Origin of the sequence: Streptomyces sp. NEAU-YJ-81, assembly GCF_017592595.1 — a bacterium.
GTDB lineage: Bacteria > Actinomycetota > Actinomycetes > Streptomycetales > Streptomycetaceae > Streptomyces > Streptomyces hygroscopicus_B.
The window spans coordinates 1-13,315 of record NZ_JAGFNO010000044.1; the positions used below are offsets into that span (position 1 = coordinate 1).

The 13,315-nt window shown below is 69.7% G+C and carries 10 protein-coding genes and 3 pseudogenes; 8 read left to right on the top strand and 5 right to left on the bottom strand.

The window, feature by feature from the left end; genetic code table 11:
• The first annotated feature begins 109 nt into the window (after nucleotides 1-109).
• Nucleotides 110-1,087, top strand: a complete 978-nt coding sequence (locus tag J5X86_RS45285) for an IS630 family transposase (RefSeq protein WP_208522469.1) — start codon at nucleotides 110-112, stop codon at nucleotides 1,085-1,087.
• Here the strand turns inward: J5X86_RS45285 and J5X86_RS52695 are convergent.
• Nucleotides 1,088-1,545: pseudogene (locus J5X86_RS52695) on the bottom strand (integrase core domain-containing protein); the annotation flags it as partial.
• Here J5X86_RS52695 and J5X86_RS45295 point away from each other — a divergent pair.
• From J5X86_RS45295 to J5X86_RS45315, 5 genes and pseudogenes are all read left to right on the top strand, one after another.
• On the top strand, nucleotides 1,546-1,845 hold the full coding sequence (locus tag J5X86_RS45295) for an ABC transporter permease (protein WP_208522470.1): 300 nt from the start codon (nucleotides 1,546-1,548) through the stop codon (nucleotides 1,843-1,845).
• Between the two features lie 113 nt (nucleotides 1,846-1,958).
• Nucleotides 1,959-2,298: pseudogene (locus J5X86_RS45300) on the top strand (transposase); the annotation flags it as partial.
• A gap of 223 nt (nucleotides 2,299-2,521) precedes the next feature.
• Complete coding sequence (locus J5X86_RS45305) at nucleotides 2,522-3,292, top strand: hypothetical protein (protein ID WP_308124928.1); 771 nt, start codon at nucleotides 2,522-2,524, stop codon at nucleotides 3,290-3,292.
• A gap of 84 nt (nucleotides 3,293-3,376) precedes the next feature.
• Complete coding sequence (locus tag J5X86_RS45310; RefSeq protein ID WP_208522471.1) at nucleotides 3,377-4,180, top strand: BPL-N domain-containing protein; 804 nt, start codon at nucleotides 3,377-3,379, stop codon at nucleotides 4,178-4,180.
• Nucleotides 4,181-4,222: 42 nt separating this feature from the next.
• Nucleotides 4,223-4,661: pseudogene (locus J5X86_RS45315) on the top strand (transposase); the annotation flags it as partial.
• Nucleotides 4,662-4,905: 244 nt separating this feature from the next.
• Here the strand turns inward: J5X86_RS45315 and J5X86_RS45320 are convergent.
• From J5X86_RS45320 to J5X86_RS45330, 3 genes are all read right to left on the bottom strand, one after another.
• On the bottom strand, nucleotides 4,906-6,273 hold the full coding sequence (locus J5X86_RS45320; protein WP_208522472.1) for a protein kinase: 1,368 nt from the start codon (nucleotides 6,271-6,273) through the stop codon (nucleotides 4,906-4,908).
• Between the two features lie 101 nt (nucleotides 6,274-6,374).
• Entirely contained in the window at nucleotides 6,375-9,800 is a 3,426-nt protein-coding gene (locus J5X86_RS45325) for a WD40 repeat domain-containing serine/threonine protein kinase (protein ID WP_208522473.1), read from the bottom strand.
• 214 nt (nucleotides 9,801-10,014) lie between these two features.
• Nucleotides 10,015-10,290 (bottom strand): transposase, encoded by a 276-nt coding sequence (locus tag J5X86_RS45330; protein WP_243983126.1) that lies wholly within the window; start codon nucleotides 10,288-10,290, stop codon nucleotides 10,015-10,017.
• Between the two features lie 447 nt (nucleotides 10,291-10,737).
• Between J5X86_RS45330 and J5X86_RS45340 the strand changes: the two genes are divergently transcribed.
• On the top strand, nucleotides 10,738-10,980 hold the full coding sequence (locus J5X86_RS45340; RefSeq protein WP_243983128.1) for a TIM barrel protein: 243 nt from the start codon (nucleotides 10,738-10,740) through the stop codon (nucleotides 10,978-10,980).
• Nucleotides 10,977-11,906, top strand: a complete 930-nt coding sequence (locus J5X86_RS45345) for an NAD-dependent epimerase/dehydratase family protein (protein ID WP_243983129.1) — start codon at nucleotides 10,977-10,979, stop codon at nucleotides 11,904-11,906. The genes J5X86_RS45340 and J5X86_RS45345 overlap by 4 nt, the downstream gene beginning before the upstream one ends.
• A 122-nt stretch (nucleotides 11,907-12,028) precedes the next feature.
• On the opposite strand, the gene J5X86_RS45350 is transcribed toward J5X86_RS45345, so the two are convergent.
• Nucleotides 12,029-13,177 (bottom strand): FAD-binding oxidoreductase, encoded by a 1,149-nt coding sequence (locus J5X86_RS45350; protein WP_208522474.1) that lies wholly within the window; start codon nucleotides 13,175-13,177, stop codon nucleotides 12,029-12,031.
• Nucleotides 13,178-13,315: the final 138 nt, after the last annotated feature.

The following is a 13,315-nucleotide window of genomic DNA, read 5'->3' on the forward strand; positions in this document are numbered from 1 at the left end:
AGTTGTCGTCGCGTCCACACCTGCGGACGACCCGGCTTGATGCCCCGCGGCAGCAGCGGCTCAAGCCGGGCCCACTGGCCGCTCGTCAGATCCCCACGTCCCACAAGACATGATCATCAACGAACAAGATCAACTTTCGCAACAGACCCTAGCCGACCGCAAGCGCTCCGGCCGTCCGCCCCGCTTCACCGCCTTGCAGGTCGCCCAGGTCAAGGCCCTGGCCTGTCGGCTTCCCTCCGACGCCGGCGCGCCACTGTCGCGTTGGTCGTGCCCGGAGCTGGCCCGCGAGGCCATGGCGCGAGACATCGCCACGTTCGTGTCGGCCTCCACCGTGCGTCGCTGGCTCGCCCAGGACACCCTCAAGCCCTGGCAGCACCGATCCTGGATCTTCATCACCGACCCTGACTTCCGGCCCAAGGCCGAGCGCGTGCTGGACCTCTACGCCCGCACCTTCAACGGCAGGCCGCTCGGTGCGGACGAGTACGTCATAAGCGCGGATGAGAAGACCTCCATCCAGGCCCGCTGCCGCTGTCACCCCACCCTCGCAGCAGGGCAGGCGAGGGCGATGCGAGTGAACCACACCTACGGCCGCGGCGGAGCGCTGACCTACTTGGCCGCCTACGACGTCCACCACGCCCGCGTGTTCGGCCGCACCGAAGCACGCACCGGCATCGACCCGTTCATGGCTCTCGTCGCTCAGGTCATGAGCCAGGAACCGTACACGAGCGCAAAACGCGTGTTCTGGGTCGTCGACAATGGCTCCTCCCACCGCGGCAAGAAGGCCGCAGACCGGCTGACCGCGGCGTTCCCGAACACGGTGCTGGTCCACACCCCGGTGCACGCCTCCTGGCTGAACCAGGTGGAGATCTTCTTCTCCGTCGTGCAGCGCAAGGTCGTGGCGCCCAATGACTTCACCGACCTTGCCCAAGTCGGGAACCGGCTCCGAGCTTTCGAAGACCGCTACAACGCCACGGCACAGCCGTTCCAGTGGAAGTTCACCCACTCCGACCTGGACGATCTGCTGGCTAGACTCGACCGGCACACCGCCGATCACCCAGAAGAATCCTCCGTCGCGCCGACAGCTTGATCAACCCCCGAAGGACTTCCGGAGCCGACCACTTAGCTTGTCCGGATCGTCGATTGGTGTCGGCAGTGGGTGTAGCGGTCAGGCGTTCGCGATGCCCTGGTGCGGTCGGTGGAGGTTGTAGAACTGCTCGAACTCTCGCAGGGCGTGCAGGAGATGGCGCTGGTTCCAGATCAAGGCCCGGTCCAGGAGCTCGTGTCTGCAGGTCTGCACCCACCTTTCCATGATCGAGTTCAGATCCGGATGCGGCGGCCGCTGTGCTCGATCACCACGAGTACGTATATCCGCGCGCCGGACAGGGTGACCGTCTCAAAGAGGTCACAGGCCAGGAGGGCGTCGGCTTGGGAGCGCAGGAAGCCGGCCCACGTGCTGGAGCTCCGGCCGGGCGCCGGATCGACGCCGGATTCCTTGAGGATCTTCCAGACGGTCGACGCGGCCACCTTCACTCCCAGCACGAGCAGATGGAACGCCAGGGGGAAGTCGGCCTGCGCCGCGCTCTCGGCGCACGCCAAGGACAGATCGCCGCCCAGTTCCTCGTCGAAGCCGTACTCCTCAACCTACTCGGCGGCCTGGTCGGCGCCGCCCTCGGCTCCCTCACCGTCTACGGCTACGCCACCGCGCAGGACTGGCCACCTGTCATTCCCGCCACCTGGGCAGCCGCAGGACCCGCCATGGCCGTCATCGTCGGCACAACAGCCGGCCTCTACCTCGCCCTGCGCGCCGGGCGCATGCCTCCCACCACCGCCCTCCGCGCGGCGTGACGGACCGACACGTTCGACTCTGTCCCATAATCGGTGGTTGCGCTGCGTGGTGGTCAGTACAGGAGGACCGGCTGTTCCACCCGCGCCGCGACACTTGCTGTGTCTTCGGCAAGATCAACGGAGACCTGAAGTGCCTGTGGCGGGTCGTTGACCAGGACGGCAACGTCCTCGGCATCCTTGTCCAGAACCGGCAGGACAAGGCCGCGGCCAGGCGCTTCCCGCGGCGCCTGGTGAAGAAGACCCGGGCGGTGCCGAGGGTGATGGACCGACAAGCTCCACTCCTGCGGCGCCGCCTACCGCGAGGTCATGCCCTCAGTCGAGCACCGCTCGCACAAGGGGCTGAACAACCGGGCCGAGAACTCCCACCAGCCCACCCGGCAGCACGAACGCGCGATGAAGGGCTTCCGCTCGATCGGCGCGGCCCAAAGGTTCCTGTCCGCGTTCAGTGGCATCCCACCCCGCCTTCGACCCCGCCGTCACCTGATGACCGCCACTGAACACCGCCTCGAGACGACCGTCCGCCTCACCATCTGGGACCACACCACCGAGACCATCGGCCTGCCCGCCACAAACCGCCCCGGGGCCCACCCGGCTCCCGCCGCACCCCGACACACCATCGGACGACCACACACCCAACAACGTGACAGTGCTCCAGAAAAGGAAACGAGGAGTTCGCGTGCGCAAGACCTCCAGCATGACCATGCCCCGTGCCGGTATGCGTCGTTCGGCGATGGTGGCCGGTACCGCGGTCGCGGCGACGGCCCTGCTCGCCACCGGGCTGACCACCAGCGCCGCGGGTGCCGCCCCGGCCTCCGAGACCGGGGCCCAGCCCGCGGCCCTCACCGCCTCGGCCCGCGCCGAAATGCTGCGCGAGGCCAACGCGACCAAGGCGAACATCGCCACATCGCTCGGCCTCGGCGCCAAGGAGAAGCTGGTCGTCACGGACGTCATCAAGGACGTCGACGGCACTACCCACACCCGCTACGACCGCACCTACGACGGGCTGCCCGTCCTCGGCGGCGACCTGATCGTCCACCAGGCCAAGAGCGGTGACATCAAGAGCGTCACCAAGGCCACCAACGCCACCGTCAAGGTCGCCTCCACCACCGCCGGAGTCGCCCCGAGCACCGCCGCCAAGGCCGCCATCAAGCTGGCCAAAGCCGACCACACCACCGGAGCCTCGGCCGACCAGGCCCCCCGCAAGGTGATCTGGGCCGCCACCGGCAAGCCCGTCCTCGCTTACGAAACCGTCATCGGTGGAACGCAGAAGGACGGCACCCCCAGCAAGCTGCACGTCATCACCGATGCCGCCACCAGCAAGAAGCTCTACCAGTACCAGGACGTCAAGACCTTCACCGGCACTGGCCAGCACAACGGCAAGGTCACCCCCGGCACCGGCACCGGCACCGGTCCTGGCGCTGTCACGTTGGCTGAGCGGGTGGGATGATTTTCGGGTTGATCATGCTGGGAGGGGCACGTACGCCATCGGCCCCCGGTCCGCGTTCGGGCCGGGAGACACAGGAGAGACACCATGCACCCCAGTACACTCCCGAACGTCGGTCAGCCTCCGGCCACTGTGGGTCGGCGCCGGCTGCTCCTCGGAGTTCTCCCGGCCGCCGCTGCGCTGGCCGGCTGTGGCTGGTCGAGTGCCGACGAGCGAAGCGACCAGTCGCCCCTCGCGCTGGTCTACCGCGGTCCCCAGGGCTGCCCCGACTGCGCGCCGACGATCGCCGCCCTGCTGCGCCAGGCGCCGCAGCCCTTCCGGGTCACGTACGTGGGCCCCGGCACCAGGGTCCCCCTGACCGTCGACGCTCTGGCCGACGCGCAGTTGTACGTCCAGCCCGGCGGCGGCTCCGACCTCGACGGAGCCTGGCGGGACCTGCGTGGCTCGGCGAAGATGATGCGCGACTGGGTCCGGGAGGGCGGCAGCTACCTGGGCTTGTGCTTCGGTGCCTATCTCGCCGGACGTAACCCCGGCTTCGACCTGCTGCCCGGCGACACCGACGGATATATCGACCTCCGGGACACCACGGTCCACGACCAGCGAGACACCGTGGTGCCGGTGAAGTGGCGCGGCAAGCAGCGGCACATGTACTTCCAGGATGGACCCGCCTTCCTCCTCGACAACGGCGCCGACGCCGACGTCCTGGCGACCTACCCCAACGGAGCCGCCGCCGTCGTCGTTGCCCCGTACGGCAAGGGCCGGGTCGGGGTCAGTGGCCCGCACCCGGAAGCCGACCGCTCCTGGTACGAGGACGCAGGGCTGAAGAACCCCGACGGCGTCCGCCCCGACCTGGCCCACGAACTGATCGACAGGACCGTCGGACGACACTGAGAGGGCATTTTTTCTCATTTGGCGTGTTCGGTAGTCTGCGGCGTGGACCTTGTGGGGCGTCTGGTGCCGGATGAACTGTGGGCGCTGTTCGAGCGGGTGGTGCCGCCCGCTCCGTCACGGCCGCAAGGCGGTGGCCGGAGGCGGCATGGGGACCGGGAGGTCCTGGCGGCGATCATCTTCGTGGCCACTTCGGGTTGTACGTGGAAGTAGTTGCCTCCCTCGTTCGGGCCTTCGGGGCAGACAGCTCACCGCCGCTTCGGCGAGTGGTCCAAAGCCCGGGTCTGGGCGAAGCTGCACCGCTTGGTGCTGGACGAGCTGGGCTCTCGCGCAGAGCTTGACTGGTCGGTGCGCGATCGACTCGGTGAACATGCGGGCCAGCCAGGGCTTGGAACCGTTCGTGAGGGGTATCCCGCCGATCCGCTCACGACGCGGGCCGCGCCGCCGCAAGCCCGGCAAGCTGCACGGTGACAAGGGGTACGACTTACCGCCTGTAGGATTCCAAAAGCCTCGTAACCACACTGACCTGGCTGTTCATCAACTATATGAACTACGTCAGGCGACGTTGTGATATTCGTGGATGAGCTCAGGCAGCGGCGTCGTGACCTGACGGGGGGGCGAACCCCGGAGTGCGAAGCGATGAAGGGGCGAACAGGTAGCGCAGGCTGTCCTTTGTTACCGTCACGGTCGCTGGCCGGTATTTCCCGCGTAACTGCCGCAGTCAGGGCTCACCGCGCCGCCCGCTCCAGCGCCCCGCGCAGCTCCGCCGCGCTCGCGCAGCCGATCTCGGGGTGCTCCCGCAGCGCCGTGTCGATGACCTCCGCGAGGCGTCGTGGGATGGCCGGGTCGCGGCGGCGGATCGGGATCGCCGGCTCCTGCAGGACGACCTGCCAGGGGTCCTTGGCGCGCGGGAACTCGCGCGGGGTCCTTCCGGTCAGCGTGTGGTAGATGCAGGCGGCAAATGCCCAGACGTCCGCGGCGGGGGTGGCCTTGCGGAAGTCGATGACCTGTTGGCGCGGCATGAACATCGGTTTGCCCGCTGTGGTGCCGGTGCGTGTCAGCCCGCTCAGGCCCGCCTGGTCAAAGGCCTTTCCGATGCCGAAGTCCGCGATCTTCGCCGTCGTCGAGCCGTCGGTCTCCCTGTGCAGCAGGATGTTGGACGGGCTCAGGTCGCGGTGGACGACGCCCTGCCCGTGCGCGTGTTCCAGGCCCTTGAGCGCCTGCACCGCGATGGGCACCGCTTCCTCGACCGGGAGTCGCCCGCCGCGTTCGGCGACGAGCCGGTCCAGGCTGCCGCCGGTGCAGAACTCGGTTGTCAGATAGAAGGTTCCGTTCGCGAAGCCCGCGTCGTGCAGCGCGACGACGTGGGGATGCTTCATTGCCCGGGTGAGCGCCACCTCGCGCAGGAACCGGGCGCGCGCCGTCTCGCTCGCCGCCACCTTCGGCAGCATCACCTTCAGCGCCACCTCGACGCCGGTGGCCTCGTGCCGGGCCAGGTACACCGCGCCCATGCCGCCACGGCCGAGCTCCCGGATCACCGAGTAGCCGCGGATGGCCTTGAGGTCGGCGCGGCCGCCGTGCGCCAGTTCGAGCAGCAGCTTGAGCACGGCGTCGGGCCGGGCCTGACAGGCGGCGCACAACAACTCGCCGGGGCGGCCGCCCGCCTCGTCGCCCAGCTCGCGCTCGCACTTGGCGCAGCGCGCGAGCCTCACCGTGGCGACCTGCGGCCGCGTGATGTCGACGCGGAACACAGTGTCACCGAGGCGGATCCGGTCGCCGTCCTTGAGGTCGTGCTCGGGGTAGGAATCCGCGACGGCCTCCTCGGGGGTGAGGCCGCGGCGCCGCTGGCCGATCTTCTCGCCGTTGACGTACGTGCCGTTGAGGCTGCCGAAGTCGCGGATCCGGATGTCCGGCGGGTTGATGTCGAGCAGGCAGTGGTGGCGGGAGACGGTCTTGTGGTCGGGGTCGTCGGGCAGTTGTGGCGAACAGTCGGTGGAGCGGCCGAGGACGCGGGTGGTGCGCTCCTCGAAGACGTACACGCCGGGCTTGACCCGGCCCTCGACGAGGGTGAGCGTGATGGTGGCCGAGGGCGTCACAGAGGATCGTCTCCTTGTGTGTGAGGGGAGGGCTTCGGGGGACGAGACGGTGAACGTGAGCGTGCCGTCTGCGGCGTCGGACAGTACGCATCCCGCTCCGCTCAGTCGGCCACCAGCTCCCAGTCGAGGTCCCAGAGCCGGATGCCGTCGTCCCCCGCCGAGACCAAGTTGCGCAGGTCGGGGGTGAGTTCGAGGTGCCGGATGCGTTGTTGGTGCCCTTCGAGCACGTGCAGGCATCGGCCGGTGGCGACCTCCCACATCCGTACGGATCTGTCGTGGCCGGCCGAGAAGGCGAACCGGGCGTCGGGTGTGAACCGCACGGCGGAGACCCAGCCCTCGTGCCCCGCGAACTCGCGTACGGACCGCCCGGCACCGGCGTCCCACAGCCGGATCGGTTCGTCCTTGGCGCCCGAGGACATGACCTGGTGTGTGGACATGGCCAGGCGGCCGTCGGCGCTCAGGCACGCCGACAGGATCGGTTCCCCGGGGCCGGTCCAGGTCCGCAGGCAGGCTCCGGTGTCGAGATCCCGCAGCCGGACCACGCCGCCTGAGTCGCCGACCGCCGCGAGCCGTCCGTCCGCGGACGTGGAGATCACGTTGACCGGGCCGTTCTGGGTGATCGTCGCGACGCAGCGGTCGTCGTCCAGGTCCCATCGGCGCAGGACACCGTCGCCGCCGCCGAGCCAGGCGTACCTTCCGTCGCCGGTGAACCTGATGGTCCGCCTCATGTCCCAGTCCGGAGTCAGCCGACGGCACTCGCCGTCTGCCAGTCGCCGCCGAATGATCGCGAGTGGCTTGGTGCCCTCGCACAGGACGTGCCGGCCGTCGTCGCTCAACGCCACCCCGCCCACCCTGCCCGGGTGATCGTCGAGGACGTGCGTGCACGCGCCGCTGTCCAGATCCCAGATCCGTACGGTGCCGTCGCTCTGCCCGCTGACGGCGAGCCGGACACCCGCGGCGACACCGATCGCCGTGATGGCGCCGAAGGAGAGGTGGCCGGCGTCCAGCGGCCGCGACCAGGCGGAGCGCAGCCGTACGTGGCGGGCCGAGCGGCCCAGTTCGTGCCAGGCGGCCAGGACCTGGGGCGCGCGCTCGTATCCCGGTATCTCCCGCGCGCGGGTCAACAGGCCGAAGGCTGACCGGTGTCGGCCGTTCGACATCGCCTGGCGTGCTTCGGCGAGCAGTTCCTCGGCCAGTCCGCCGAGCCGGCTGACCTCCGCGTACTCGCGCGGCTTGATCACGTGCGACTCGGCGGCGTATTGGGTATCGGGCAACCGCCAGCGATGCATGGGCAGTTCGGGATGTCCGCCGACGGAGTAGCCGAACCGGTCGTCGCTGTCCGGGAATCCGACGTGGTGCATTCCGTACGCGTCGGTGGTGAAGGTCCGCAGACACCGACCGCTGCTCAGCTCCCAGATCTGAACGGTGTGGTCGCCGGTCGTTCCGGACAGCAGCAGCCGCCCACTGTCGCCGAAGGCCAGGTGACTGGCCGCGGCGGTCAGCCCCGTGAACGTACGCAACCTACGGACCTGCCGGCCGTCCCCCACATCCCACAACCGGATCACCCGGTCCTCGCCGGCCACCGCGACCATCCGCCCGTCGGGACTGAAGCACAGCGCATGCGCCGCCGAGCCGGCGGCCAGCACCCGGCACCGGCCATCGGCCACGCTCCACAGCCGCGCCCCGTCCTCCTCGGCGGTGAGCACATGGCGCCCGTCGGCGCTCACCTCGTACTGCGAGCCGTCCAGGTAGTTGCCCTTGAATGCTTCCCCGAGCAACCACCGGCAGGTCCCGGTCCACGGTTCCCAGACCTGGACGCGCCCGTCCGCACCCTGCCACACACCGATGCGCCCGTCGGCGCTCAACCTGACCGGGCACCCCGTGGCGCGTGCGGCGGAGCGGATGACGCGGGTACACCTGCCCGCCCTGAGATCCCAGAACTGCACCGTGCCATCGCGGCTCGTGGACAGTGCGTACGAGCCGTCAGGGGTGAGGTCGACGCCGAGCACCTGCGTGCGGTGGCCCTTGACCGCCAACCGCTGTGCGCAGGTCACCGTGGACCACAGCCGGAGCACGCCGTCCCAGTGGCCGCTCAGCGCGAGGCGTCCGTCGGGAGCGAACCGGATCGGCAGGTAGCCCATCACCTCGTGCCGGGCGAGCAGTTTCACCGGCGCGAACGGCAGCGCGAACGGCTCGCGGAATTCGCGGGTGCCGGTGTGGCGGGCATCGGCCACGGTTCCGGAGGCCGCCACCCGCAGCGCCGCCCGTACGTCGGTGTCGTCGGGCCGTTCGCGCGCGAGGGCGTCGAGCAGGTCGCGTGCCGCCGCGAGGTCGCCGCGTTCGAGGTGGACCCGGGCCAGAAACAGCCGCACCTGCCAGGAGGACGCGCCGGAGCCGCGCGGGATCGCCTCCAACCGGGCGACGAGTTCCCCATCGGTGATCGCCCCCGTACGCCACCGGAACAGGCCACCGTTGTACACGGCCCCGACGTGGTGCGGGTCGACCGCGAGCGCCTGGTCGAAGGCCTGCTCGGCGTCGGCGGCCCGGTCCAGGTCGAGGAGCGAGAGGCCACGGTTGTTGAGCTCGTCGGCGCGCAGATCGGCGGCCTCCGGCGTGGGACGCGGATACGCCGAGCCGGTCGCCTGCTCGTAGATCCCGGTCAGTACGTCCGCGACGTCCTCCATCGAGGCCGGTCGGCGGGCCGGGTGCTGCCGCAGGCAGCGCCGGAGCAGGTGGGCGACTTCCGGCGGCGCCGCGACCGGATTCGAGGGGTCGGCCAGGTAATCCTCCAGCGCGAGACCCGCGACCGAACCAGCCGCCCAATGCACACCGCCGGTGAACATCTCCAGGACCGAGACCGCGAAGCTGTACACATCGCTGCGCCGCCCGACGGGCTCGCCCGCGAGCTGCTCCGGGGACGCGTAGCCGACCGTCATGCCGCCGGACGGCACCAACACGCTGACGCCCGGCGCCACTTGGAGGTCAGCCGGGGCCGTGGTGGCCTTGGACCGGGCGAGACCGAAGTCGGTGATCTTCGCGGCGCCCGTGCCGTCGAGCAGAATGTTGGCCGGCTTCACGTCCTGGTGCACCAGGTCCCTGCGATGGGCGTGCTCGAGCCCGCGGGCCGCTTGGACTGCCGTGTCGAGAACACGGGCGAGGGCCTGCCGCGCATCCCCGGCGTGGAGCCGCCCGTCGCCGATCCACTCGGCCAGGCTGCCGCCGTCGACGTACTCGGCGAACACGCGGGGGACACCGTCGATCACCCGCACGTAATGGCAGGCGCAGACGTTCGGATGGAGCCCGAGGGACACCCACGCCTCGGCCTCCCTGACGAACAGCTCCTGATCGCCAGGGCTCCGGAACAGCTCGGGCCGCGAACTCTTCACCGCCATGTCGATGCCCCAGGCGAGATGCCGTACCCGGTGCACGACGCCCATCCCGCCCCGGCCAAGCTCGCCGATCACCCGGTACCGGCCGTCGACGGTCTCGCCGGTCACCCAAACGGTCGGCGACGTAGGTGCGTTCACTGCGATTCCTCATCGTGATTGCGGCAGAAGTCGCTGTCCTGGAAGGCCCGGACGCAGAAGGCCCCGTTGTCAGATTTCGACGAGGGTCAGTATGTGACGTCGTCGATCCTGGTGTCGATGTTTCAGGCTCACCGCGGGGGTGCGGGAGCGCGCCGTTCAGTCCTTCGCCGAGATGCCCACCTGCGGGGAGGCCTGAAGGGTGTCATTATTCCGATCAGGTTGCTGAGCTGGGCGTTCTCCGTCGTTGGTGAGGCAATCGGAGAGACATGGTGTGGTACTCGTTGAGCAGCCCACCGAGCACCTGCCGGCGCCTGACCGTGGCAGCGGGCAGGGGGATGACGTTCGGGTCGTCGTCGGGTGCTCGTAGGTCCAGGCTGCGGTGGGCCCGTCCCGCGTTGTAGTGCTCGGCATACGTGGTGAGGACCGTGCGCAGGTGGCGTTCGCCGGTGATGAGGAGGCGGTCGGCGCATTCGGTGCGGGCTGTGCGCATCCATCGGTCGTCACTGAATGAACACCCGCCGCGAATCCTCGCACACACGTCCCGCATTCCCTGTGAGTCCACGCCTGCGTGGGCGCGCGGGGTTGCCACTTGACGACTGCAGCGTATGACCTCGTATGGAGCTTGACGGCGCGACAGGTCTACGAGGGCCTTAGTGCGCCACAAGCTCCCCGCGTGAACGCACCCTGCGAACGCATCATCGGCAGCATCCGACGCGAAGCCCTCGACCATGTCCTGATCATGACCGAGGCCCATGCCCGCCACGCCCTTGCGGCCTACGAGCGGCACTAAGCCAGCACCGACCTCACCAAGCCCGGAACCAGCTCTCACCCGACGCTCACGAACAACCCGCCGCAGCGCATGACCTCCACACCCACAAAGACGAGCGCACCCGGACCCTCGGCGACCTCATCAACGAGTACAGATATGCGGCCTGACGTGCAGCGACGACTTTTCGAGCGGCACAGCCGCGACGTACCGACCGGCCGGGTCGGCCATCTGCAGATCGCGGGCGTGCCCGACCACCATGCGTCCGACTGGGGCGAACTCGACATCCGCCACCTCTTCGGCTTCGTCGATGACCTGGGCTTCGACGGGTGGATCGGTTGTGAGTACGTCCCCGCGGCCGGTACGAGCGAGGGGTTCGGCCGGCTCGACGACTACCGAGAAGACAACGCATGAGGATCGTCATCACGGGTGGCTTCGGCTTTCTGGGACGCCAGGTCGCCGGCGCACTGCTCACGACACGGATGTTCCGTGGCGCACCCATCGACCGGCTGGTGCTCGCCGACCGCGTCGTGCCGTCCGATCCGTCAGTGGCCGACCCTCTCGTGGACGTCGTGCGGGGCGATCTGACCGACCGGCTCGATGAGGTGTTCGCGGAGCCGGTGGATGTGCTGATCCACCTCGCCTCCGCGGTCTCGGCCGAGTGCGAGGCCGACTTCGACCTCGGCATGAGCGCCAATGTGGACACGACCCGTGCGCTGCTCGAAGCCGCGCGGGCCCAGTCGGCCGCCGGGGGGCCGACGCCGCGGGTGGTGTTCTCCAGCAGCGTCGCCGTCTACGGCTCCGACCCCGCGCTGCCGCTGCCCTCGGTGGTCAGCGAGTCGACCCTGCCCACGCCGCGGTCGAGCTACGGGATCCAGAAACTCGTCTGCGAGCAGCTGATCGCGGACTACACCCGCCGCGGTTTCATCGACGGGCGCGTCGCCCGCCTGATGACCGTGTCGGTACGGCCGGGCAAGCCCAACGCGGCCGCCTCCGGCTTCCTGTCCGGCATCATCCGCGAACCGCTCGCGGGCCTCCTCGACGGCGGGGTGCCGGTCAACCTACCGGCGCTCACGGTCTCGGTCGCCGACATGCTGACCACACTGCGTCACCAGGTCGGCGACGCCGTCGCCGCCCTGGTGACGACCGCACCCGATCCCGGCGTGGGCTTGGTCGAGCCGCGCCAGGGGCGCGGCGTATTCGTCATGCCCCGGCGCATACGGCCGCTCGACCTCGAGGCTGAGACCGCCCAGCACACCGAGTCCAAGGTGCGGCTGATCGTGGAGGTACGCCGCCCCATCGAGTGCGAGGCGGCGTACCTCGTGGCCAGCGCCGGTTGACCGACGTGGCGCGGCGGCGGTCGGTGAGGGAGCGTGCGGTAGTCGAGGGGGAAGTGGCGACGAACTCGTCGGGGACCTCGCGTTCCGCACGCTCGTGCCGTCCCGGTGGCGTACGAAGTTGGTCAGACGTCGCGGCGGAACCGGCTCGCCCGGTAGGGGTCCAGCACGTCCACGCGAACGTCGTCCAGGATCTCCGTCGTCAGTAGCTGTGCGAGGCAGGGTCCGAGGGTGATGCCGGCGTTCGTGGTGACGCTGTGCACGTTGCGGCATGTGGGGCTGTGACCGATGACAGGCAGGCCGTCGGCCGGCACGATGCGGCGGCCGACCGTGACCCTCTCGATCTCCGCTCCCCGCAGCGGCGGCAGCATGTGTGCGGCCTCGGCGAGCAGCTGCTGGCCATCCAGCCCGTCCGGGTCTGAGGTTGGGGTGCCTGAGTAGTGCCGGGCGATGACGACCCGGCCGTCGGCGCGCTGGATGGCGTGGAGGTCGGAGGAGAGCAGAACCCGCTCGAGGAACGGCGGCAGCGGGGCCAGGTGGACGATGGATCCGTGGGAGTCGATCAGCGGCACGGTGATGCCCAACGGCGTCAGGAGCGTATGCGAGTCGGCACCGCACGCCACGACCACGTGATCGCAGTCGATCCGTCCGGCGGAGGTGACGACGGCGGTGGCCCGGCCGCCGGTTTCCTCGACGGAGACGGCCTCGGTGCCGTAGCGGAAGTCGACCCCGAGCTCCGTCGCGGCGTGTATCAGCGCGGCGATGGCCGCGTTGGGGTCGACCGAGCCCTCGTCGGGGGTGAAGAAGCCGACTGCTGTGTCGGTGACGACGGCGCCGGGCACCAGCTCCCTGGCCTCGGCGGCGGTGATCGGGCGGGAGGGGCTGCCCCAGGCGAGGCGTCGGCGCAGGTCGCTGAGGAGTAGGTCGTGGTCCGGGCCGTGGGCGGGAGCGAGCTGGACTGCGCCGCCCCAGCGGACCGACAGGGCGTCGCCCAGGTCGTGGTGCAGCCGCCGCCAGGCGCCGAGGGCGAGGCGGTGCAGAGCGAAGTAGTGCCGGGAGGAGCCGTCGGACAGCGACTGGCCGTTGCGGAAGTACGTCTGGTTGGTCAGCCAGGCGAAGGCGACGGAGGTCGCTCCTGCCCCTGGGCTCTCGCGCTCCACGACGGTGACTCGGGCGCCGCGCAGGGCGAGCTCCCGGGCCAGCGCGATGCCGAGGATGCCGGCGCCGACGACAACAACGCGAGGAACGGGGTGAACGGAAGGCACGGGTGTCATGGGACTCCTTGGTCTTTCGGGTCTCTTGGCGGTTCTGCCGGGGGCGGTGCGGGGCCTGAGGTGCGGGTCGTGCCGGTGGGCGGTCGCCGGGTTGCGGCGGGCTGTGCCATTGGGGGTGGGTGTCGGCCGGTGCTTCGC